Origin of the sequence: Rhizobium metallidurans, from assembly GCF_014196505.1 — a bacterium.
In the GTDB taxonomy this organism is placed as follows: Bacteria; Pseudomonadota; Alphaproteobacteria; order Rhizobiales; family Rhizobiaceae; genus Rhizobium; species Rhizobium metallidurans.
This window is the reverse complement of the sequence record NZ_JACIDW010000012.1, coordinates 98,467-121,048: the sequence shown is the minus strand read 5'-3', so window position 1 is coordinate 121,048 and position 22,582 is coordinate 98,467. Positions and strand designations below refer to the sequence as shown.

The 22,582-nt window shown below is 62.3% G+C and carries 20 protein-coding genes and 2 pseudogenes; 9 read left to right on the top strand and 13 right to left on the bottom strand.

Annotated features, from left to right (window positions below; translation table 11 throughout):
* Positions 1-174: 174 nt before the first annotated feature.
* Positions 175-762, top strand: coding sequence for an NAD(P)H-dependent oxidoreductase (locus tag GGQ67_RS17455; RefSeq protein WP_183901399.1), 588 nt, complete (start codon positions 175-177; stop codon positions 760-762).
* A gap of 22 nt (positions 763-784) precedes the next feature.
* Here the strand turns inward: GGQ67_RS17455 and fixJ are convergent, their stop codons facing one another.
* Complete coding sequence (gene fixJ, locus GGQ67_RS17450; protein ID WP_343056524.1) at positions 785-1,417, bottom strand: response regulator FixJ; 633 nt, start codon at positions 1,415-1,417, stop codon at positions 785-787.
* Entirely contained in the window at positions 1,410-2,933 is a 1,524-nt protein-coding gene (locus GGQ67_RS17445) for a PAS domain-containing sensor histidine kinase (protein WP_246400219.1), read from the bottom strand. Before GGQ67_RS17445 ends, fixJ begins: the two co-directional genes overlap by 8 nt.
* A gap of 199 nt (positions 2,934-3,132) precedes the next feature.
* Between GGQ67_RS17445 and GGQ67_RS17440 the strand changes: the two genes are divergently transcribed.
* Both GGQ67_RS17440 and GGQ67_RS17435 read left to right on the top strand, forming a co-directional pair.
* Positions 3,133-3,798, top strand: coding sequence for a helix-turn-helix domain-containing protein (locus GGQ67_RS17440; protein WP_183901397.1), 666 nt, complete (start codon positions 3,133-3,135; stop codon positions 3,796-3,798).
* A gap of 70 nt (positions 3,799-3,868) precedes the next feature.
* Positions 3,869-6,247, top strand: a complete 2,379-nt coding sequence (locus tag GGQ67_RS17435) for a phosphoketolase family protein (protein ID WP_210279686.1) — start codon at positions 3,869-3,871, stop codon at positions 6,245-6,247.
* 96 nt (positions 6,248-6,343) lie between these two features.
* Here the strand turns inward: GGQ67_RS17435 and GGQ67_RS17430 are convergent, their stop codons facing one another.
* Complete coding sequence (locus GGQ67_RS17430; RefSeq protein WP_183901396.1) at positions 6,344-6,538, bottom strand: hypothetical protein; 195 nt, start codon at positions 6,536-6,538, stop codon at positions 6,344-6,346.
* 182 nt (positions 6,539-6,720) lie between these two features.
* Positions 6,721-8,517, bottom strand: a complete 1,797-nt coding sequence (locus tag GGQ67_RS17425; protein WP_183901395.1) for an acetate/propionate family kinase — start codon at positions 8,515-8,517, stop codon at positions 6,721-6,723.
* A gap of 201 nt (positions 8,518-8,718) precedes the next feature.
* Between GGQ67_RS17425 and GGQ67_RS17420 the strand changes: the two genes are divergently transcribed.
* Together GGQ67_RS17420 and GGQ67_RS17415 are read left to right on the top strand one after the other, a co-directional pair.
* Complete coding sequence (locus GGQ67_RS17420; protein ID WP_183901394.1) at positions 8,719-9,108, top strand: hypothetical protein; 390 nt, start codon at positions 8,719-8,721, stop codon at positions 9,106-9,108.
* Positions 9,109-9,132: 24 nt separating this feature from the next.
* Complete coding sequence (locus GGQ67_RS17415; protein ID WP_183901393.1) at positions 9,133-9,582, top strand: universal stress protein; 450 nt, start codon at positions 9,133-9,135, stop codon at positions 9,580-9,582.
* 41 nt (positions 9,583-9,623) lie between these two features.
* Here the strand turns inward: GGQ67_RS17415 and GGQ67_RS25365 are convergent, their stop codons facing one another.
* A complete protein-coding gene (locus tag GGQ67_RS25365; protein WP_246400218.1) occupies positions 9,624-9,905 on the bottom strand; it encodes a hypothetical protein in 282 nt (93 codons plus the stop codon).
* A gap of 89 nt (positions 9,906-9,994) precedes the next feature.
* On the opposite strand from GGQ67_RS25365, the gene GGQ67_RS25360 reads away from it, so the two are divergent.
* The 4 genes from GGQ67_RS25360 (at position 9,995) to GGQ67_RS17400 (ending at position 12,197) form a co-directional block, all read left to right on the top strand.
* Positions 9,995-10,441, top strand: coding sequence for a universal stress protein (locus GGQ67_RS25360; RefSeq protein WP_246400217.1), 447 nt, complete (start codon positions 9,995-9,997; stop codon positions 10,439-10,441).
* A gap of 40 nt (positions 10,442-10,481) precedes the next feature.
* The gene (locus GGQ67_RS25355) at positions 10,482-10,646 is read left to right on the top strand and encodes a hypothetical protein (protein WP_246400216.1); all 165 of its coding nucleotides are present in this window, start codon (positions 10,482-10,484) and stop codon (positions 10,644-10,646) included.
* Positions 10,643-11,026 (top strand): cation transporting ATPase C-terminal domain-containing protein, encoded by a 384-nt coding sequence (locus tag GGQ67_RS25350; protein ID WP_246400215.1) that lies wholly within the window; start codon positions 10,643-10,645, stop codon positions 11,024-11,026. The genes GGQ67_RS25355 and GGQ67_RS25350 overlap by 4 nt, the downstream gene beginning before the upstream one ends.
* Positions 11,027-11,372: 346 nt before the next feature.
* Positions 11,373-12,197: a universal stress protein gene (locus GGQ67_RS17400; RefSeq protein WP_183901392.1), complete on the top strand. Its 825-nt coding sequence runs from the start codon at positions 11,373-11,375 to the stop codon at positions 12,195-12,197.
* 251 nt (positions 12,198-12,448) lie between these two features.
* Here GGQ67_RS17400 and GGQ67_RS25130 read toward each other — a convergent pair whose 3' ends face one another.
* The 8 genes and pseudogenes from GGQ67_RS25130 to GGQ67_RS17365 form a co-directional block, all read right to left on the bottom strand.
* Positions 12,449-12,790 (bottom strand): GNAT family N-acetyltransferase, encoded by a 342-nt coding sequence (locus tag GGQ67_RS25130; protein ID WP_246400225.1) that lies wholly within the window; start codon positions 12,788-12,790, stop codon positions 12,449-12,451.
* A gap of 228 nt (positions 12,791-13,018) precedes the next feature.
* A pseudogene (locus GGQ67_RS25125) lies at positions 13,019-14,050 on the bottom strand (zinc-dependent alcohol dehydrogenase family protein); the annotation flags it as partial.
* 296 nt (positions 14,051-14,346) lie between these two features.
* The gene (locus GGQ67_RS17390) at positions 14,347-14,976 is read right to left on the bottom strand and encodes a CBS domain-containing protein (protein ID WP_246400214.1); all 630 of its coding nucleotides are present in this window, start codon (positions 14,974-14,976) and stop codon (positions 14,347-14,349) included.
* 31 nt (positions 14,977-15,007) lie between these two features.
* A complete protein-coding gene (gene glgP / locus GGQ67_RS17385; protein WP_210279685.1) occupies positions 15,008-16,699 on the bottom strand; it encodes an alpha-glucan family phosphorylase in 1,692 nt (563 codons plus the stop codon).
* 413 nt (positions 16,700-17,112) lie between these two features.
* On the bottom strand, positions 17,113-17,310 hold the full coding sequence (locus tag GGQ67_RS17380) for a DUF2934 domain-containing protein (RefSeq protein WP_183901388.1): 198 nt from the start codon (positions 17,308-17,310) through the stop codon (positions 17,113-17,115).
* Positions 17,311-17,535: 225 nt separating this feature from the next.
* A pseudogene (locus GGQ67_RS17375) lies at positions 17,536-18,649 on the bottom strand (ABC transporter permease).
* A gap of 2 nt (positions 18,650-18,651) precedes the next feature.
* On the bottom strand, positions 18,652-21,429 hold the full coding sequence (gene rbbA / locus GGQ67_RS17370) for a ribosome-associated ATPase/putative transporter RbbA (RefSeq protein ID WP_183901387.1): 2,778 nt from the start codon (positions 21,427-21,429) through the stop codon (positions 18,652-18,654).
* On the bottom strand, positions 21,426-22,511 hold the full coding sequence (locus GGQ67_RS17365) for an HlyD family secretion protein (protein ID WP_183901386.1): 1,086 nt from the start codon (positions 22,509-22,511) through the stop codon (positions 21,426-21,428). Before GGQ67_RS17365 ends, rbbA begins: the two co-directional genes overlap by 4 nt.
* Between the last annotated feature and the right edge of the window lie 71 nt (positions 22,512-22,582).

Genomic DNA, 22,582 nt, shown 5'->3' with positions numbered 1-22,582 from the left:
GGACGAGGCCGATCGCAGCCGGAACTATTTGTTTGGCCCGCCAATTCATAGATATCAAAGATGTTTCTTGACCGACGTCAATGTCGCAATCGGCATTCGTCTTGCATGGTGAAACAGACTAGTGGTGGCGAATGATGGCTGCGCGCCCTGGTACAAGCGGAGGTAAGCCCGGATATGCCGCTCAAGAAGATCATGATCATCGACGGTCATCCCGATCCACATGAGGAACGGTTTTGCCATGCCCTCGTGAACAGCTATGCCTTGGCGGCTGCCGGAGCAGGCCACACCGTGCGGCGCGTCTCGTTGGCTGGCGTCGACATCCCATTCCTGCGATCGGAGGTGGATTGGGATCAGAAACCCGTTCCTGCCGATCTCACCGAGGCGCAGGAAGGCATCGGGTGGGCAGATCATCTGGTCTTGGTCTATCCGTTATGGCTGGGGTCGATGCCCGCCTTGCTGCAGGCCTTTCTCGAACAGGTTCTGAGGCCAGGGTTCGCGATTGCGCCAGATGACCGCAATTTTGAGAAGGGAATGCTGCGAAGCAAATCGGCGCGCATCGTCGTGACCATGGCGATGCCGGCGATGCTGTTTCGGATTTTCATGCTTGCCCGAAACCTAACGATGCCAAGGCAGAACGTTATGTATGTCGCAGGCATCGACCCTATCTTTGCCACGCTGATCGGCGATATCGGCGGGATCGACGACGCACGGCGGCGGCAATGGCTGGCGCGCATCGAACGGCTGGGACGGCGCGGGGCGTGAAGCGGTGCCGGACAATTCCCGGTCAGATCGGCTCGCCGTCCTCCTCGTGCGGCGGCTTGATGATCATGGCCATGCGCACAAGCTCGGAGAGGCTCGAAGCCTTCATCTTGTCCATGACATTGGCCCTGTAGACTTCCACGGTCTTCGGGCTAATGCCGTGCAGATGCGCGATGATCTTGTTCGGATGTCCGGCGATGAGACCGTGGAAGACGTCCCGCTCACGCCCGGAGAGCGTCTCGAACCGGTCGCGGAAGCCACGGCGCTCGGCGTCGAGTCTCTCTGTCTTTTTTGCGACATCAAGGGCGCGACGGACGGACGTGATGAAGAGTTCGTCGTCGAAAGGCTTTTCAAGGAAGTCCAGCGCGCCGATCTTCATCGCCTCCACGGCAAGCGGTATGTCGCCATCACCTGTCATCACGATGACCGGGAGACGAACATCCTCCTGCCTGAGCTGTTTCAAGAGGTCGATGCCGGTCATTTCGGGCATGCGCACGTCGGTGACGATGCAGCCGCCCGAGCCGCGCGGGAAACCGGTCAGGAAGTCGGTCGCGGAGGCATGAGCCCGCGCCTCGATGCCCACGGATGCGAGGAGGAAGACGAGGGCGCGCCGAACTTCGTCATCGTCGTCTATCACATGGACCATCGCTTCACTCATCATCGGCGTCCGTTCTTTGCGTCGCGCGCAGTGTGAAACTGAATATCGTCCCGCCTTTGTCGACGGGTTCGGCCCAGATGCGCCCACCGTGAGCCTCGACCAGCGTCTTGGAGAGCGAAAGGCCGACCCCCATGCCGGTCGGCTTGGTGGTGTGAAACGGCTTGAACAGGTTTTGCGCAATATCGGGATCGAGGCCCGCGCCGCTGTCCGACACGCTGATCCTGACGAGGCCTTCGGCATGAGCTTGCGTCGATATCCGAAGCACGCGCTCCGATGAGCTTGTCATGGCTTCCAGCGCGTTGCGGATGAGGTTCAGAAGGACCTGCTGAACTTGGACCTTGTCGGCGAGCACGTTCGTCCAAGCTCCATCAAGGTCGAAGACGACGCGAACGCCTTTTTCCTTCGCGCCGACCAGTGCCAACGCTGCCGCTTCCTCGATCAGCTTGCGGAGATCGTGGATCTGCTTTCCGGTTTCGCCGCGCCCCACGAATTCGCGCAGGCGGCGGATGATCTCTCCCGCCCGCAGCGCCTGGCCCGCCGCATGCTTCAGGGCCTCGCGGATCATCTCGTCCTGCTCGCCTTGGCGCCCCTCCATCATCCGGCGCGAGCCGTTCAGATAGCTGTTGATCGCCGTCAGCGGCTGGTTGAGCTCATGCGCCAGCGCCGAGGCCATCTCGCCCATGGCAGAAAGCCGTGAGATGTGGATGAGCTCGGTCTGGAGCTCCTGCAACCGTGCCTCGGTCTCCTGGCGTTCGCTGAGGTCACGGATGAAGCCAGTGAAGAACCTCCCTCCGCCCGAATGCATCTCTCCAACGGACAACTCCATCGGGAAGGTCGAGCCGTTCTTGCGTAGGCCGACCGCGATGCGCCCAACACCAATGATGCGCTTTTCGCCGGTTGCAGCGTAGCGCTCGAGATAGCCGTCATGCAGGTCACGATACGGCGATGGCATCAGCAGCTTGACGTTGCGGCCAATGATTTCTCCGGCACCGTAGCCAAAGAGCTTCTCGGCTGCCGCGCTGAACGACTGAATAGCGCCGCGGGAATCGATGACGATCATCGCGTCAGGCACGGTCGCGAGGATGGATTTGAGGTGCGCCTCGCGCGCCTCGGCGCGTGCTCTTGCCTTGCCGGAATATTCGCCAAACCAGGAAATGCCGAGCCCAAGCAATACGAAGGTCAGCGCACGCGTGAAAGCGTTGCTCCAGCCGGCCGACGATGGATCGATAACGGCACTCAGCTCGTTGTTGAGCAGGAGATGACCGGCAAGGCTCGTCGCAGTCGCGAACAGACCGGGCTTTAGCCCACCGATCATCGCCGCGATCAGGACTGGCGGCACGAGGAGCAGGTAAAGCGGTTGGCCGCCTATGGCTGGATCGAGCATCCAGCGCAGGCTGAATGCGATGAGAACGAGGCTGAGCGTCAGAGCGTAAATCCCAGCCCGCTGCCGTTGCCCCAGCAGTGCCGAACGCAAGGTGGCCAGCGAAACGGGGGCGCGCGGGAAGACAGTTTTCATGATGGGCAAAGATGTCGCAAAGTGTCCCGCTCTTCTATCTTGTAAAACTCCGATGATACGGCTTCCTGACCGATATCCAACCCGTCCATCAGAAGTTTTGCACTCTCCTTGCCTCAGGAGAATCCCCTAAGGTCAATGCCTGAATTGGCAAGCGCGCATATCGGCATATCCCTTACAGGCAGAAGGGGACCTTGCAGCCATGTTCATTCAAACGCAACCACCTGTCGGTCATCTGGTAAGGTCCTCTACCTCGACCATCCCGGTTGGCAGCCACCCGAACCTTCTCCTCGACGAAATCGATGACCTGGGAATCATGATGAATTTCGCGCGCAACCAAGTGATTTTCTGCGAGCGCGACCCGGCGGAATACCTCTACAAGGTGGTGTCGGGGATAGTTCGGACATGCCGGTTTCTGGCCGACGGGCGTCGCCAGATCGACTCGCTCCACTTCAAATCCGATATCTTCGGTCTCGCCGCCGGAGCTGAGCATCATCTCTTCGCCGAGGCGGCCACGCATTGCGAGTTGATCGCCGTCAGGCGTCAGGCGCTTTCGTCCGTGGCGGCACGGCGAGCCGAACTCGCGGTGGCCATGTTCGATGCCGCGACCGATGAATTGCGAAAGGTCAGCGATCATCTGTCGCTGCTGGGCCGAACCAGTGCGGCGGAACGAATCATAAACTATCTCCGGACGTTGCCGTCGGAGGGGGCAGGCGATATTCATGTGATTCCGATCTCGCGTCAGGACATGGCGGACTATCTCGGCCTGACGATCGAGACCGTGTCGCGCACTATGACGCAGTTGGAAGGGCACGGCCTGATCGAGCTTTTGGCGGCGCGCAGGGTTCGGTTGTGCAGCATGATGTGATGGCAGGGACCTCGCCTTACAATGCCCGGTTTTGCTGTTTACTTCCCGCCCGATCGAAAGGATTATTGCCATGGACGAAAGCCAGCTCGCACTCATCGACAGATATTGGCGCGCCGCGAATTACCTTTCCGTCGGCCAGATCTACCTGATGGACAATCCGCTTCTGCGCGAGCCGCTTAAGGCCGAGCACGTGAAGCCGAGGCTGCTCGGTCACTGGGGTACGACGCCGGGGCTCAACTTCATTTACGCCCACCTCAACCGGGTGATCAAGGAGCGCGACCTCGACATGCTTTATGTCTGCGGACCTGGTCACGGCGGTCCGGCGATGGTCGCCAATCCCTGGCTCGAGGGGAGCTATAGCGAGATATATCCTGAAATCGGGCGCGATGCCGTAGGCATGAAGAAGCTGTTCAAGCAGTTCTCCTTCCCCGGCGGCGTGCCGAGCCATGTCGCACCGGAGACGCCCGGCTCGATTCACGAGGGCGGCGAACTCGGATACGCCCTGGTGCATGCCTTCGGCGCCGCCTTCGACAATCCCGACCTTGTCGTCGCCTGCGTAGTCGGCGACGGCGAGGCCGAAACGGGGCCGCTGGCCGCGGCCTGGCACTCGAACAAGTTCCTCAATCCCAGGCATGACGGGGCGGTCCTGCCGATCCTGCACCTCAACGGCTACAAGATTGCCAATCCCACCATCCTGGCGCGGATGGACGAGCGGGAACTGAAAAGCCTCTTTCAGGGATATGGCTACGACCCGTTCTTCGTCGAGGGCAGCGATCCGATGGCGATGCATGGCCTGATGGCGGCCACGCTCGACGAGGTAATGGTCCGCATCCGAGACATCCAGGTAGAGAGCCGCGCCGAGGGCTGGTCGGGCGCGCGGCCGCGCTGGCCGATGATTGTGCTGCGCAGTCCCAAGGGCTGGACAGGGCCGGTCGATGTGGACGGAAAGAAGGTTGAAGATTTCTGGCGTTCGCATCAGGTGCCGGTCTCGAACGCCCGCGGCGATGACGGTCACCGCAAAATCCTCGAGGACTGGATGCGCGGCTACCACGTCGAAGAACTGTTCGACGAAGAAGGCCGGCTGCTGCCGGAACTCGCCGCGCTCGCTCCAACCGGAGCGAAGCGCATGGGCGCGCTGCCGCACGCCAATGGCGGTTTGCTGAAGAAGGACCTCATCCTGCCCGATTGGAAGAGCCTAGCCCTCGACGTGCCGAAGCCGGGCGCAGCAAACGGGGAGGCCACGCGCCTCATGGGCGCCTACCTGCGCGAGGTCATGGCGCTGAACGCCGAGGCGCGCAACTTCCGCCTGATGGGGCCGGACGAAACGGCGTCCAATCGGCTCGATGCCGTGTTCGACGTCACCGACCGCATCTGGATGGAACGGATTGAACCTTATGACATCGGCCTGGCGCGCGACGGCCGCGTCATGGAGGTGCTGTCGGAGCATCTATGCCATGGCTGGCTTGAGGGCTACCTGCTGACCGGTCGGCACGGCCTCTTCTCCTGCTACGAGGCGTTCATCCATATTGTCGATTCCATGGTCAACCAGCACGCCAAGTGGCTGAAGACCAGCGCGGAGCTGGAATGGCGCAAGCCGATCGCCTCGCTCAACTATCTTCTCACCTCGCATGTCTGGCGGCAGGACCACAACGGCTTCTCGCACCAGGACCCCGGTTTCGCCGATTTCGTCGCCAACAAGAAGGCCGACATCGTCCGGCTCTATTTTCCGCCGGACGCGAACACGCTGCTTTGGGTGACCGACCATTGCCTGAGGACGTGGAACCGCATCAACGTCATCACCGCTGGCAAGCAGCCGGCGCCGCAGTGGCTGACCGCCGACGAGGCGGAGCGGCACTGCAAGGCAGGGGTCGGCATCTGGGACTGGGCGTCGACATGCCCGGCGGACGTCGAGCCCGACCTCGTGATCGCGTCGGCGGGCGATGTGCCGACCATGGAGGCGCTCGCCGCCACCGAACTCCTTGCGACGGCTCTGCCGGACCTCAAGATCCGGTTCGTCAACGTCGTCGATCTGATGACGCTCCAGTCGAGCAGCGAGCATCCGCACGGTGTCACAGACGCGGTGTTCGATAAGATGTTCACCGCCGACAAGCCGGTGATCTTCGCCTACCACGGCTACCCTTATCTCATTCACCGGCTGACCTACCGGCGCACCAACCACGACAATTTCCATGTGCATGGCTTCCGCGAGGAAGGCACGACGACGACGCCGTTCGACATGGCGGTGCTGAACCAGCTCGACCGGTTTCATCTGGCGCTCGCAGCGATACGGCGTCTGCAAAAGTTCACTGAGCGCTCGGCGCAGTTCGGTGCGGCGCTGGAAAGGAAGCTGGAAGAGCATAAGGCCTATGTCCGGGAACATGGCGAGGACATGCCTGAAATCCGCGACTGGCGCTGGTCGACTACACGCAATTCATCGCTCGGCGAATGATTCCGGCGTTCAAAATTGATCTTAGAGTTTTGGGGCGCGCTGGAAAAACAGCGGCTTCCCGACATGGCGGGAAGCCGCTGATATGCTTGACGTGGCCTACTTCTTGGTAGAGTCGCCTTTATCACGGTGACCATGCGGGTCGAGGTCGCCAGGCTTGTGCCCGGGATGATCATGATGCTCGCCGGGCACCTCCTTCTTGCCGCCCTCCTTGTCCCGGTGGCCGTGGGGATCGAGGTCACCCGGTTTGTGACCCGGGTGGTCGTGGTGCTGACCCGGTTTTTCCTGTGGCATTTGCTTCCTCCGTGTTGACGACGCTCGTGTAGCTTGGGTGCGTCACGGAAAGGAACGCTCGGACGCTGGCTGGCGTTCCCGCCAGGCATTATGGGCGGTCGAAGCGTGCAACTGCCCAGTCCCGCACAGATAGACAGATGTATGTTGGGCGGTGAGCGACCGACGAATGCCCGCCTGTCGGCTTATTGATGATTGGCACGGATAGTTGCCGTTGCGCCGGCGACGATCTGCCCTTCCGCCGCACCTCCGATACCCGCGGCGTTCGCCTCGTCGGTATCGATGTGCATCTCGGTGAAAGAATTGGCACCGATGCGGATAAGAGTGCGGGCGAAGGTCAGGCCGCGGCTGTCGTCGCCGACATGTACGTCGACATGGTCACCGTTCTCGAGCCCCAGCCGGGCGGCATCGGCCGGATTGGTGTGGATGTGACGCGCGGCCAGGATCAGCCCTTCAGTCTCCACCGTGCCGGCCGGACCGACGAGCGTGACGGAAGGGGTGTCGTCGAGTTTGCCGCTGTCGCGCACCGGCACGTCGATGCCGAGCACGAAGCTGTCGGTGCGCGAGATCTCCACCTGCGTGCGCGCCCGCAGCGGACCCAATATGGCGACACGTTCCAACTTGCCCTTCGGTCCTTTCACGACAACGCGTTCTCGCGCTGCCCAGTTGCCCGGTTGCCGCAGTGGTGTTTCGGGCGTCAGCACATAGCCTGCGCCGAAGAGAGCATCGACCGCAGCGCGCGACAGATGCACATGGCGGCCCGAGACGGCCACGGCAATGATCCCATTCGAAGGTTTCGGCCGGGCTAGCGCCTCGGCGGTCTCGCGCGCGATCATCATCTGCTCGGCCGTCTCGGTGACGAGCACCCGCACGCGCGAGCCATAGGCCTGGATTTGCGGCGCCGCCCGTCCGGAAAGGTCGGCAACCTGATTGCGCTCATGGTCGAGCCGGACACCCATGAACTCGAGCCCGTCCAGGATGCGCCGGCGCATGGAGGGCGAGTTCTCGCCGATACCGCCGGTGAAGACGATGGCGTCGAGGCCGGCCATCGCTGCCGCATAGGCTCCGATATATTTCCGCGCCCGGTATGCGTAGATTTCGATGGCGAGTTGCGCGTCGGCATCGCCCCCCGTAGCGGCGTCTTCCAGATCGCGCATATCCGCGGACCCGGCGAGCCCCTTCAGGCCGCTCTGGCTGTAAAGAGCATCCTCGACTTCGGCGATGGAGAGGCCGAGTTGGCGGCTGAGATGGCCAAACGCGCCCGGATCCACATCGCCGGAGCGGGTTCCCATCACGAGCCCTTCGAGCGGCGTCATGCCCATGGAACTGTCCATGCTGACCCCGCGATTGACCGCGCATATGCTGGCGCCATTGCCCAGATGCACGCTGGCTATCCGGAGGTCGGCGAGGTCTATGCCGATCTCCTCGGCGACGCGCGTCGCGACATATTTGTGTGACGTGCCGTGGAAGCCGTAGCGCCGCAATCCCGCATCGCGCCAAGCCTTCGGAACAGCGTAGGTGGTAGCGAAGGGCGGGTTCGAGAGATGAAACGATGTGTCGAACACGGCGACCTGCGGGATTTCGGGCCACAGGCGCCGGCTGAGCGCGATCGCCTCCAGATTGGCGGGATTGTGCAGCGGCGCTAGCGGCGTCAGCGTTTCGATCCGTGCGATCGTGGCCTCGTCCAGGATTGTCGGCGCCGCGAACAGGGCGCCGCCATGCGCTACCCGATGTCCGACCGCCTCGATAGAACTTAGCCCGAAGCGGTCGAGAAGCGCCGGAACCTCGGCGATGGCCGATGAGACGCCGTCGCACTCGGCCGTCCAGCGGTCATCCATGTCCTCGTGGCGGATGCGCACCTCGCACACGCCGTCGCGAAAGCGCTCGTAGGATCCTTTGAGGACCTCCCGGGCTTCGTCATCGACGCGGAAGACGCCGAATTTCAGGCTCGAGCTTCCGACGTTGAAGACTATTACAAGCATGACGGGTCCTTGATTCAATTTATGACTTCCACCGCAGGCAATCGCTGCCCTGCGGCCCGGCATGACCGCGATGAATACTTTCGCCAAAAGGCCAGTGAAAGATATTGATTTTGGTCAAACAAGGAAACGAGAGCGCAGCCTAAAACTCGGCTTGGAACGCGCGCGCAGTCGACACGCAGGCGCAGCGACGAAAGGTGGCGCATGGCTGGCTCCAACAACATCCCCTCGGCTTTCCGTCATGTCTGTCTGATTCTTGCAAGGGAGCCGGGCCATCCTGCCGGCGATCCGAACGATGGCTACGATCTCATGGTGCCGTTGACGCCAGACGGGCGGCTGGACGCGGATCTCTGGCGAGCACACCGCGATGCCTGTCGTGTCCGCCGCTTCACGCCCGGAAGGGAGGATCGGATCGGACGCCTGCGCCGCAAACCCGGCGGTCAATGGTTCGTCGACTATGAAAAAGGCGAACGCGTCGACGAGGCGGGCTTCCGCCTCGGCGAGGAGCGCTTCATTTCCGGCGAATACGTCTCGATCAACCGGGCGGGCCGCATGCACACCTACCAGGTCACGCGTGTCGAGAAACCGACCTGACCTGAACATTTTGGAGCCGCAGCCATGTACAAGCATATTCTCATCTCCACCGACGGATCGGAAGTCGCGCAAAGGGGCGTCGATCATGGGCTGTCACTGGCCAGGGCCTTAGGCGGGCGCGTCACGATCGTGACGGTGACCGACAGCTATCCGCTGCCCGCCGGCGGCCTTGGCGCGGACTGGGCGCCAACAGCCGACGATCTGGCGAGTTTCCAGGAAAGCCAGAGGCAGAGCGCGGAGCGAATCCTGGACGCCGTGAAGCGTGCCGCCGACAAGCTCGGCGTCACCGCCACCACCCTCCATGTTCCAGAGGTTCACCCCGCCGAGGCCATCGTCGATGCGGCGCGGACCGAGGATTGCAGCCTCATCGTGATGGCCTCGCACGGCCGGCGCGGGCTCGGGCGTCTGTTGCTCGGAAGCCAGACGGCCGACGTGCTGGCGCACAGCCCGGTGCCCGTGCTGGTGGTCCGCTGACAGAAGAACCGAAAAGGATGCCTGCCTTGAAGCTCCACGCGTTACTTCCCCTCCTCACTTATCCCGATGCCAACAGCGAAATCATCGCGCCGAATGCCGCCGCGGTCGCGCACTACCTCGGTGCCGACCTCCATGCGCTGGCGCTCGAGGCTGACATTCCGGCGGTTTCCAACGCGTTGTCGAATGTGCTGATGAACCTTCCGGAAATGATCCTTGATGCCGAGAAACTCAGCGCGCGGCGCGGCGCCGACCTTCTCGCCGCAGTCACCGCGGCATGCGCGACGGCGGATGTCGCCCTGACGACGGAGACGATCCGCGGCCACTGCCCGTCCTTTCCGACCTCGCCGCGGAGCATGCACGCTATCACGACATCTCTCTGGTCGGCTGGAGCGGGGGCAATCTCGGGACGCGAATGCTGGCCGAAGCGGTCGTGTTCGCGTCGGGACGTCCCGCTCTTCTATTTCCCGAAGCGCTTTCAGAGGTGAGGCTCGATCACGTCGCCGTAGCCTGGGATGCCAGCAGGGTCGCGGCGCGCGCGCTGGCCGACGCTCGGCCGCTCCTCAAGCGAGCTTCAGCTGTCACGGTCGTCATGATCACGGACGAGAAGCCGCTCAGCACCGTGGCCGGCGAGAAGCTCGCCGGGCATCTGCGTGAGCTGGGGCTGCCGGCTCGGTTGCAGACATTCCGGCTTGGCGAGCGATCCGTAGCCGAAGCGCTGCAGGACAACGCTGCCGCGATCGGCGCGAATGTCCTGATGATGGGCGGGTTCGGCCATTCCAGGCTTCGTGACTTCGTGCTCGGCGGCGCCACCGAAGGAGTGTTGGCCGACCTCAAGATGCCGGTGCTGCTGTCGCACTAACCGGCCGTGGATGGCGGAGGCCGTCAAGGGAGCGGCGGAGATGGTGTTGGTCGACGACACCTTCGGGTCGATCGTTGCCGCCGTGCAGGAGGGCCGCACCGTCTACGACAACATCCGCAAGGTCATCGGCTGGACGCTGCCGACCAATATCAGCGAGACGGTGTGCGTGGTTCTCGCGCTCGTTCTCGGGATGGCTTGCCGATGACCCCGGTCCAGATCCTCTGGCTCAACATGGTGCTCACGATCACTCTCGGTCTCGGTCTGGCGTTCGAGCCGTCCGAGTCAGGCGTGATGGGCCGGCCGCCGCGCCGTCGCGATGCGCCGATCCTGTCACGCTTCCTGGTCTGGCGGATCGGCTTCGTCTCGCTCCTGCTCACTGCCGGCGTGTTTTTCGTGTTCGACTACGCGCTGCGAAGGGGACTGGGCGAAGACGGAGCAAGGACGATGGTCGTGAACGTGCTCGTCGTCATGGAAATCTTTTACCTCTTCAATGTCCGCTACCTTTATACGACGTCTTTCAGGCTGAACGGCGCCATGGGCACACCGGCGGTTCTCGGTGCCGTCGTCGCTGTGGTGGTCGCGTAACTGGCCTTCACCTACCTGCCGCTCATGCAGAGCCTGTTCGGAAGCACGCCGCTGTCGATCGAGAATGGTTCAGTTTTCCTGCTTGTCGGCGTCGCGTTGATGGCCGTGCTGGAGGTCGAAAAGCCATTCATGCGCCGCCTGCATTCAGGCCGGCAGCCCGCGGTCCACGCGGCATGAAGCAAGCCGGCATCATGACGTAAAGAAGCACGACATGCAGGTCCGCACACTCGACAGGTCGGAATGCGATTGAGGCGATGAAAACCCCAGAGAGCTTTTGATTTTTCTCAAAGCCTGACGTTTCAAGCAATGCCACAAATGGGCTGATTACAATTGGGAAAAACGCCACATGCCGTTCAAGACAGTCCTCACCATTGTGTCGTCGCACCGGGGAGACGACGACTTGAAGATGGTCTCTACACTCTGCGACGAGACAGAGGCACATCTATCGGTCGTTGTCCTGACGCCCGCGCCGCCGCCGCCGATCGGCCACCATGCGATTGGCTGGTTCGAGCAACGCGAACGAGACGAACATACGCTGCAGCGGCGCGCTGCGGCCGTGTCGGACTTGCTGACGTCGGCCGCCGTCTCGGCCGACCTGTGGACCGTCTATCCGGAAGTTCCTTATCTGGACGATGTGGTCGGCCGCCGTGCGCGCTATGCCGACATCACGGTGCTCGGCCCTGAATTGCTTTCCGACGAGACGCTGAAAGCAAAGGCTCTGGAGGGCGCGCTGTTTTCATCCGGGAAGCCGGTTTTACTGATTCCCGCAGGTGCCAAAGCCTCGCTCAAGCCGAAGCGGGTCAACGTCGCCTGGGATTCCCGCGTCGAAGCGTCGAATGCGGTCGCGTCATCCCTGGATATGCTGAGAATGGCCGAGGAGGTGCGTCTTGTGCTTGTCGATCCCGTACAGGGCGAGGGCGCTCAGGGCGCCGAGCCCGGTGCGGACGCTGCCGCCTATCTGGCCCGGCATGGCGTGAAGATCGTCGTCGATCGTCTGCCTTCGCAAGGGCAGCCGATCGCCGAAGTGCTTGGTCGGCACGCAGTCGATACGGCAGCGGAAGTTCTCGTGATGGGCGCCTATGGCCATTCGCGCCTGCGCGAGCGCCTGTTCGGCGGCGTAACGCGCTCGATGATCGAGACGCCGCCGCTTCCCCTCCTGATGGCCCGGTAGGGGCGAAGGCGCTCGGCTGGAGACCGCGCTCGCGTTCCTGCGCGAGCGGGTCGAAGGACGCGAACGAAGTCCTTCCGACGCCACGATCGATATCCTTGCGCGTCAGCTTCAACGGGATGTCGGGACGATGGACTTGCGCAGGGTCGATGCGGGACGCGATGTCGGGTTGATCGTGCGCGAAATCCTCTCGCTCCCTGTGGATGACATGGCCGGTCCCTCGGACCGGCCATGACGCATTGTCTGCAAGAGCCTCAATCTGCTTTGAGGTTCTTGCGGATGAGAACGAGCGTGGGATCGTCCGGGTAAGGGCTCGCTGTGAAGCCCTGCTGCCGCTCGAGTTCGATCGCCTCGTGGTTCTGGCGGCTCTCGAGAGATTCAAGAACCTTCACCCCCATGACCTGCGCGTGGGCCGAGACGTGACGCAGCAGTTCCCAACCGACGCCCTTGTGCTTGTAGTCGGAGCGCACGGAAATCGCGACCTCGGCTCTTCCAAGCCCTTCCTCGCAGACGAGCATCGCCGCGCCGATGATCGGCGTCCCCTCAGGCGCGAAGGCCAGAAAGCTCTCGGTCCGGCCGTGTTCGACCCTCAGCATGTCGGCCAGTCTTTCATGGCTCACTTCCCGGATGCTGCCGAGAAAGCGGTACCGAAGATCTTCTGGCGCGACATGCCTGAAGAATTCCGCCAGCGCGGCTTCGTCGTCCGGACGTGCGGCGCGGACATCGAAAACAAGGCCGGAGCGGGTTTCGACGGCGGTCGTCTCACCATGGCCGGTCATGTTCAGTTCCTGATTTGCAAGACCCGCGCTGGTCGGCGAGGCGCACTCGATGATGACCTTCAAAGCGCCTGTGCTGGATGCGCTGCCGAACGTCTCATAGGCGTCGAGGATCTGGTCGAGGGCAAACCGGTGGGTGACGAGCTTGCCGGCTTCGAGCTTTCCGGATTGGACCGTTTTCAGAAGCATCGGCGTGGTGACGGTATCTACGAGCCTGGTGGTGATGGCGATGTTGTGCGACCAGAGCTCTTCCAGATGAAGGTCCGCCTTCGCGCCGTGGACACCGACATTGGCGATGATGCCGCCAGCCGCCACGATCTCCTGGCAAAGCTCGAAGGTTGCCGGGATGCCAACCGCCTCAATGGCGGTGTCGACGCCGCAGCCGCCGGTCAGCGCCATCACCTCGCGGGCAGCGTCTTCGCCTGAAGCCTTAATCGTGTGGGTAGCTCCGAAGCGCTTCGCTACCTCGAGCCGGTTCTCGTCGAGATCGACCATAATGATATGGGCGGGCGAGTAGAATTGCGCCGTAAGCAGCGCCGCCAGCCCGACGGGACCGGCTCCGACGATCGCCACCGTGCCTCCAGGCTGCACCTTTCCGTTGAGAACGCCGCATTCGAAGCCCGTCGGCAGGATGTCGCTGATCATCACCAGCGCGTCCTCGTCGGCGCCATCGGGTATCGCGTAGAGGCTGGTGTCGGCATGCGGGATACGTACATATTCGGCCTGGGTGCCGTCGATCGTGTTGCCGAGGATCCATCCGCCGGTCGCGCAGTGGGAGTACATGCCGCGGCGACAATTCTCGCACTTCCCGCATGAGGAGATGCACGAAATCAGGACACGATCGCCTTTCTTGAACTGCGTGACCCCGGCTCCGGTTTCGGCGATGACGCCGACCCCTTCGTGCCCAAGGATGCGGCCGGGCAAACAACTGGACACATCACCTTTCAGGATATGCAGATCCGTGCCGCAGATCGTGGTCTTGACGATTCTGACGACTGCATCGGTTGAGGATTCGATCACCGGCATGGGTCGCTCCTGAAGCGATTTCGCGCCGGGGCCTTCGTAAACCAAAGCTTTCATGAAAAATGCTCCTGATGTTGAGTAACGCGACACTGTTAATCCGATCGCGCGTCTTCGCTCGCAGTTTGACAGTTTGACAGTTTGACACAAGGGCATCTTTGACTTTGGTCAATGCGATGCGAACGTTATCACCCAACATCTTCGGCTCATGCCGAACTACCTGATCGAAGGTCCAGAAGTGCCCGCGCGGCCGACTATTGGGATCCTGAGTGCGCGGGGTGAGAGTTGCCGAAACGGGGGGCGGTTGTCGCTTGATCAAAGGCTGTGTTTTCGCCGGCGGCGCGATTACTGTCGGTCTACAGCTTCAGCTCATCCTTGAAGCCCGGACCCGCGACGCTCTCGACGATCATGCGCACCACATCGATCTCCGACGCCGACGCCATCACTCCTACTACGCGGACCGCACCGGCCTCGACATAGTATCCCGGCTGACGCGTCAGGACAGAAGCGGCCTCCTGAAGCCGAGCTGCCAGAGCCCGCCGAACGGCCTCATCCCCTCGGACCTCGGCATCGGGTTTACCGGCCGACACGATGCTCAACAGATCTGCCCGGCTGACGATACCCACTAGCCGCCCATCCCGCTGTACGGGAAGGCGTTTGATGCGATGTACGCCGAGGAGCATGGCGGCGGTACCAATCGGCGTATCCTCTTCGACCATCACAACCTTCGTCGACATCACGTCGCCGACGCGCCAGCTTCGGCTCTTGAGATAAAACATCGCCGGATCCGGCGGCGCATCCACTCCGGCGACTATGGCCGCATTGCCCAGTTCGGTGCGGCGCAGGAGATCGCCTTCTGTGACGATGCCGACGAGTGACAGATCGCTATCGAGGACGGGCAAGCCACTGACTCGTTGGCTCAGCATGATATGTGCTGCATGCCAGACACTGTGATCTGGGCTTACGGTGATAGGATCGACGGTCATAAGGTCACGTACGCGCATCGCAACTGCCCTCTTAACGCATGTAAGCTTCGGTTGCGTAACGGCGAAGCATCCGGTGACTGCTGAACGAGGATCCGATCTTGCTGATCGACTGTTTCATCATCCATGTCCAACGGGCCCGGTCATTATAGTAAAGCGGGAGCACGACTTCTTGCAGCTTGTCGTAGAGCGGAGCCGCGTCGTTTGGCCTTTTGGGGTCATGATCGATCGACCAGCCGGTCACGCCCTCGATGCAGCCTTCGACCCACCAGCCGTCGAGTATGCTGAGATTGAGCGCACCGTTGAGCGCCGCCTTCATGCCGCTGGTTCCAGACGCCTCGAGCGGCGGCAGCGGCGTGTTGAGCCAGATGTCGCAACCGGCGACCAGTGCGCCAGCCAGGTCGAGATTGTAGCCGGACAGAAACGCTGCAGGGATCGTGCCGTCGAGGGCCGCGACGTGAGCGCCGATCGCCTGGATCGCCTCCTGTCCACCGCGATCGCTCGGATGTGCCAATCCTGCAAGGACGATCTGAAAGGGTTGCCTACGCGCTAGTTCCTTCAACCGCTCTATGTCCGAAAACAGAAGTTCTGGCCGCTTATAGGCCGTCATCCGGCGCGCATAGCCGATCAGTGGGACGTCGACTCGAAACTGCTTGCCAGTCGTCTCGGCGATGCGAGTAACCAGCGCTGCCTTGATCCGCTGATGCGCTTCCCAGAATGGCTGATCTTCGAGCCTGTCCGCAAAAGCGAGCACCTCCGGTTCGTGCCCCCAATTGGGCGCCATGCGGTCGTGCAGCTTGCCGATCTCGGCTTGCGTCCAGCGATGGACATGTACGCCATTGGTAATCGAAGAGATTGCGTAGCCGGGGAAAAGCGAACGCGTCGTTTCCGCGTGCCGGCGCGCCACGCCGTTGACATAACTGCTGAGATTCAGCGCTAACCGCGTCATGTTGAGTTGGTCGGGACCGGCAAGCGCCTTCAGCGCATCCAGCGGGACATACTCGCCGAGCAGGCGGCGTACCAGATCGTAGTCGAACTTGTCGAACCCGGCTTCGACCGGCGTATGGGTGGTGAATACGCAGCGGTCGCGAACTGCCGCGACATCATAAATTTCATTTGGATCGGAGGGCCGTGGGTCCGGCCGTTGTGTCGCCCGAAGCAGCGGCAATGTCAGAAGAGCGGCATGCCCCTCGTTGAGGTGATACGTCCTGATGTCGAAGCCGAGGACGCGCAGGAGCTTTTGCCCGCCGATGCCCAAGATGATCTCCTGCTTGAGTCTGTAGGCGGCATCGCCACCATAGAGCCGGTCGGTGATCCGTCGATCTTCAGCGGCATTCTGCTCGAGGTCCGTGTCCAGCAGAATGACCGGGACAGCGTGCCCGAGCGGACACGTAAGGGCGTAGAGCCAAGGGCGCACCCAGACCGTGCGCCCTTCGATCACCACGGCAACCATGTGCGGCAACGGCCTCGCCCAATCCTGGGGCGACCACGGATCGGGTAGGCTGACTTGAGCGTAATCATCGCCGATCTGCTGGCGGACATATCCCTGCCGGCTGATCAGCGTGACAAATACCATCGGCAAATCGAGATCGGCTGCCGAACGGGCTGTGTCGCCTGCCAGCACGCCGAGGCCGCCGCTATAGGTGTGGATTTCAGGCTGTAGCGCTATCTCCATCGAGAAATAGGCGATGTGGGCGCGGCGTATAGCACGATGAAGGATGTCCAAAAGTCTCTCCTGGAACCGTCGCGGCGGCTGCGATTGCCGCATTGCGGTTGATGCGTCAGTGGGCCGTTAGCAACGGCACGGGACTGCTCTTGAGGAGCGACCGGGTAACGCCCCCAGATCTTCCTGTAGAAAGCGTGAATATACGAAGGCACCTATTACAATCATGTCGAGCCCTTCGTTCGTGACGTATCGGCGCGGAGTCTCCGCGACACCACCATTTTATGCCGAAATCTGTTCGACCTCGGCACGAACGCCGTGTAGATCGAGATAAGCGAAAAGTTCGGTGCCGGAGGCAGCGCGACTGGGATTTTCTCGCCCCCGACCCACGACGATCGAAGCCGTCCTTGCGGCCTCCAGTAGCGGAAGATATCCTTCTCCTTGGGATTCGGTCCTTCGGAGAAGGAGCGCATTCGTTATTTCTTGTCTCTGGAGGGCGACTGCCCTTCTGTGTTCTCTGGCGCAGCCGCCGCCGCAAGTTCGGATTCGGCTTTCAGCCAATGGCCTAGATCGTGGCCATGCTGGCAGCCTTCGTGAAGCCAGATGTCGTATGCGCGCATCTCAATACGCCGTTTCAAAGACTCTCGATCTGAAACAGACTCGATGGTGGACATAGTTTTCTCCTTTACGATTCTGAGCTGGCGACAACAGAGTAGAATGCACAAACACCCCGTTCATTGACCAACATCAATAAAACTTGCGGACGGATCATCCAGAGCAGGAAGTCCGAGGTGTTACCGGCAGCCTCGACAGGCCGCTATCATGATAACGTTGGAGAACAGGTAAGTTTACGGTCAGTTTTCCCATCAGCTTGAACTGGGATCGGTGGCCGATCTACCTCACCTTAGAAATCGTCTGAACCGCCATCGCGACAAGACGAAAAAGGCCAAGCCGATGGCAACGAGGGCGAGGATTTGCGGCCAGATGACTTCGAGCCCGGCGCCGCGAAAAAGGACCGCTCTCGCCAGTGCCACGAAGTGCGTGTCCGGCGCGGCCATCATCGGAATCCTCACGAAATCCGGCATGCTCTCCACGGGCGTCGTGCCGCCGGCCAGAACCTGGAGCGGGAAAAGAACGAGCATCAAGAGGAGGCCGAACTGCGGCATCGAACCGGCGAGCGTGGCAAGCAGGATGCCGAGCGAGGTGGTGGCAAAAAGCTGCAGAGCGAGCCCCAGCATGAGCAGCCAGAGCGAACCGGCGACCGGAATGGCCAGCCATATCCGGATGACCACCACGATGGCCAGGAGGGCGGCGACGAAGACGACGAGCGCTGTGGGCCACATCTTGCCGATCATGATCTCGGTCGGCGTGACGGGCATGACGAGCAGATGCTCGATCGTGCCGCGCTCGCGTTCCCTGATCAAGAACGCGCCGGCAAGGATGATCGAAAGCAGCGAAACGTTGTTTACCACCTCCATCATCGCCCCGTACCAGTTCGGATCGAGGCCCGGATTGAAGCGGGCGCGCAGGACGAGTTCGATGGGCGCGGCCTCAACCGCCCGATAACGCCGTACAAATTCCTCGACCTCGCCGGAAAACGATTGCCTGGACGTAGCCGGCGCCGGCAAAGGCCTGGGCCATGCGCGTGGCGTCGACATTGAGCTGGATAGCCGGCGTGCTCCCCGCCAGCACGTCGCGCTGGAACCCCGGCGGGATGACCAGGGCGAAGGTATCGAGGCCAGCATCCATGCGGCCGTCCATCTGCGAAAGGGAGATCAACTGCGGCGGATTGAACTGCGGCGGGTAGAAGGCAGCGGCAATGCGCGAGGACAGCGGGGACCGGTCCTCGTCCACGATGGAAATCGGCGCCTTGCTGAGCACTTCCGGCATGACGGTTGCGGCGGCGTAGATCTGTGCGGTGAACGCCCAGACGATCAGTAGCAGCAGCGCCGGATTGCGCGCTAATCCCCACAATTCCTTGATGCCCAGACGCCAGGTGGTGGATATCCGCATGGCTATCGCGCCTGCTTGCGCAACAAAAGGACGCTGAGGCCAAGCAATACCGGAGCCGCAACGAGCAAGGGCACGTACGCGTCTCGCAGTTCCGCGAGCCCAAGCCCCTTTGAGAATGTACCGCGCGCGATCGTGACGAAGTGTGTCGCCGGATTGATCGACCCGATCAGCGCCGCCGATCCCTCCATGGACGAGATTGGATCGAGCATGCCGGAATACTCGACTGCAAGCATCATCGTCGCAAGCGTAGCGAGAAAGGTCGCTGCGATCTGGCTGTTCATGAAGCTGGAGATCAACAGACCGAGCCCGGTCGATGCAAAGGCATAGAGCAACGCCCCGGCGGCGAAGGCGACGAGGCTGCCCGTGAACGGCACACCCTGTACGAAGACAGCGAACATCATTAGGGTCACAGTATTCATCAGGGCCAGACCGACATAGGGAAGTTGCTTTCCGATCAAGAATTCCAGCCGCGAGACCGGCGTGACGTAAAGGTTGACGATCGAGCCCATTTCCTTTTCCCGGACGACCGACAGTGTCGCCAGCATGGTGGGGATGAAGAGAAGCACCAGGGCGATGACCGCCGGGACAATGGCGATCAGGCTTTTAAGGGCGGGGTTGTAGCGGAAGCGAGGCTCCAGTTCGAAGATTCCCTTTAGCGCTGTCGACCCAATTAGCTGCCTCGCCTTTTCCGCCAGCCAATAGGCGTGCAGACCTTCGACATAACCTTTAGCGGTCTCGGCGCGCGCCGGCATAGCGCCGTCGATCCATGCACCGATCCTGACGTCCCGGCCGGCAGACAGATCGCGGGCGAATCCGAGCGGGATCTCGATGGCCAGGCTGAGTTCGCCGCTGCGCATGCGCCGGTCCCTCTCGGCGGGGCTGGATATCGGCGGGCGCTCGGAAAAGAAACGCGACCCTGCTATCTGCTGCGTATAATCGCGGCTCAACGTGGTCTGATCGTAATCGAGCACCGCATAGGGAAGGTCCTCGACGTCGGTGCTGATGCCGTAGCCGATCACGAAGAGCAGAAGAATGCTGCCGAGAAAGGCGAAGGCGGCGCGGATCGGATCGCGGCGCAGTTCGAGGGTCTCTCGCCTCGCGTAGCTCAAGAGACGTCGCGTGCTGAGACTGCCGGACGTCGCCCGCGCCGCCTCGTCCGTCGCGCCGCGTGAAGACCGGTCCGGCTGACGGAGGGTCTTTACTCCCTCAGCCCCCGCAGTATTGCGGCCATCCTCGCCCGAGATGGCTGCTTCCAGGTAGTAGACAAACGCTTGCTCGAGGTTCGTGCTGCCGCTCGCCTTGATGAGAGCCGCCGGTGTGGCGCTGGTCAGCACCTTGCCGGCGTGCATCAGCGAGATGCGGTCGCAGCGCTCCGCCTCGCTCATGAAGTGGGTGGAGATAAAGATGGTGACGCCGTCATTGCGCGAGAGGTCGGCGAAACTTTGCCACAGTGCGTCGCGGGCAATCGGATCCACACCGGACGTCGGTTCATCGAGGATCAGGATCTCGGGCGCGTGGATCATGGCGACCGCCAGCGACAGGCGTTGCGTCAGGCCGAGCGGCAGGGCTGCGGGTAACGTGTCGAGGACCTCGGAAAGCCCGAAGCGTCGGGTCATCTCGTCGATGCGTGCCGGAATGTCCTGCGCAGGCAGATCGAACAGCCGAGCGTGCAGATCGAGGTTCTGGCGGACCGTCAATTCGGAATAGAGGGAAAACGACTGCGACATGTAGCCGACGCGGCGCCGTGCCTCGATATTGCCGGCGTCGACCTGTTGCCCGAACAGGCGTGCGGTCCCCTCTGTGGCCGGCAGGAGGCCGGTCAGCATCTTCATCGTCGTGGTCTTGCCGCAGCCGTTGGAGCCCAGGAACCCGAAGATCTCACCGCGCGGTATGCGGAAGCTGACCTTGTCGACCGCAGTGAAGTCGCCGAATCGCATAGTCAGGCCATCCGCTTCGATGGCCGGCTGGTCGTCGCCGCTCAAGGAGCGTGGCGGGATGACGACGCTGCGATGAAGCCGGCGCTTGGCTTCCGGCATCAAGGCGATGAAAGCCTCGTCCAGCGAGGAAGCCCCCGTCAGCTGCTTTAGGCTCTCCGGCGTGCCGGCGGCGAGGACCTGTCCGGCATCCATCGCCACGAGCCAGTCGAAACGTGCGGCTTCCTCCATATAGGCTGTGGCGACGATGACTCCCATGCCGGGCCGGTCGGCACGGATCGTATCGATCAGGGTCCAGAACTGGCGCCGCGCCATTGGATCGACGCCGGTGGTCGGCTCGTCGAGGATCAGAAGGTCCGGATCGTGGATGAGCGCGCAGCAGAGGCCGAGCTTCTGCTTCATACCACCCGAGAGCTTGCCCGCGGGGCGGTTTGCGAACGGGTCGAGCCCCGTCGCCGCCAGAAGTTCGCCGATGCGTCGTTCGCGCACCGGCCGGTGATGCCCGAATAGACGTCCGAAGAAATCGATGTTCTCGAACACGGACAGCGTCGGATAGAGGTTTTTGCCCAGCCCCTGCGGCATATAGGCGATCCGCGGACCGACAGCGCGGCGCTGACGCGCGCTTCGCATATCAGCTCCGAGGGTTTCGACTTGGCCCTTCTGCACTTTGCGGGCGCCTGCAACCAGCGAGAGCAAGGTCGATTTGCCGACGCCGTCCGGTCCGATCAGGCCGACGATGCCGCCGGCCGGAAAGTCGAGCGTCACGCCGTCCAGCGCGCGCGTCTTGCCGAAGACGTGGTTTACACCCTTCAGGCGGGCAACGGCGGGCGGCACGTCGTCCGTCATTCGAGAAGCCCCGTGGCGAGACGTTGCGGCCATTCGGAGGCTGACTCGAGCCGCACATAGGCCACCCCTGGTAAACCCGGCTTCACGTAGTCGGAATATTTCAGCAGCAGTTCAGGCGCGATGCGCGCGCGGACGCGGAACATCAACCCTTGCCTCTCGTCGGCAGTTTCCACTGTGCGCGGCGTGAATTGGGCAAGATCGGAAATAAAGGACACCGTGGCGGGCACGACAACACCAGGCGCCGTGTCGAGCACGATGCGGGCCTCCGCACCCAAGCGCAGGCGCCCTGCCTGCGCTGTCGGCAGAAAGAACGTCATGTAGACGTCGGCCAGATCTATGAGGTTGAGCACTCGCCCCCCGCCGGCGACGACTTCGCCAGGCTGCGCCACCAGATACTGGATCCGCCCGCTTCGCGGTGCACGCAACGTGCTGTCATTGATATCGACCTGGATACGTTGGATCGTGGCGTCCGCCGCCTCGATGACAGCGTCCGCATCGACGATCCGCGCACGGGCGGTCGCCATCCCTGCTTCCGCGGCCGCAACCTGGGCCCGCGCGGCATCAAGCGCGGCACTGGCGCCTTCCATCCGGGCCCGATCGTCGTCAAGAACCTGTTGGGAAATCGCGTTGGTGCGCGCGAGTTGCTCGGAGCGGTCGAACCTGCGCTGCGACGCATTGAGTTCCGTCTGCCGCTGCGCGACGACTGCGCGTGTCGCCGTAAACTCTGCCTTGGCCTGGACTACACCGCTTTCGGCAACGCTCCGGGCGATCCGACCGCGCTGAAGTTGCGCCCGAAACTCGCGCAGCTGAGCTTCAAGCTGCTGCGTATCCATATTGACGAGCACTTGCCCAGCCGAGACCGATTGCCCCTCTTCGACCGCGATAGCCCCGATCCGGCCGCCGATATTGGCAGAGATGTCGATGGCGACAGCGTCTATCCGACCGTTTGCGAAGACAATACCCGTCGGCAGCGGTGGTTCGGCCAACTGTTGGGCCAGATACCAACCAAGAAGTAGCGTTGCCGCGAGGCCACTGACCCAAAGCCAGCCGCCGCCAAGCAACCGCCGAATCCGATTAGGCATCGTTCAGTTTCCCAAGAACTTTTCATTGCGTCGCCGGCATAAATATCCATGATGCGACCGGCCCACTTTGA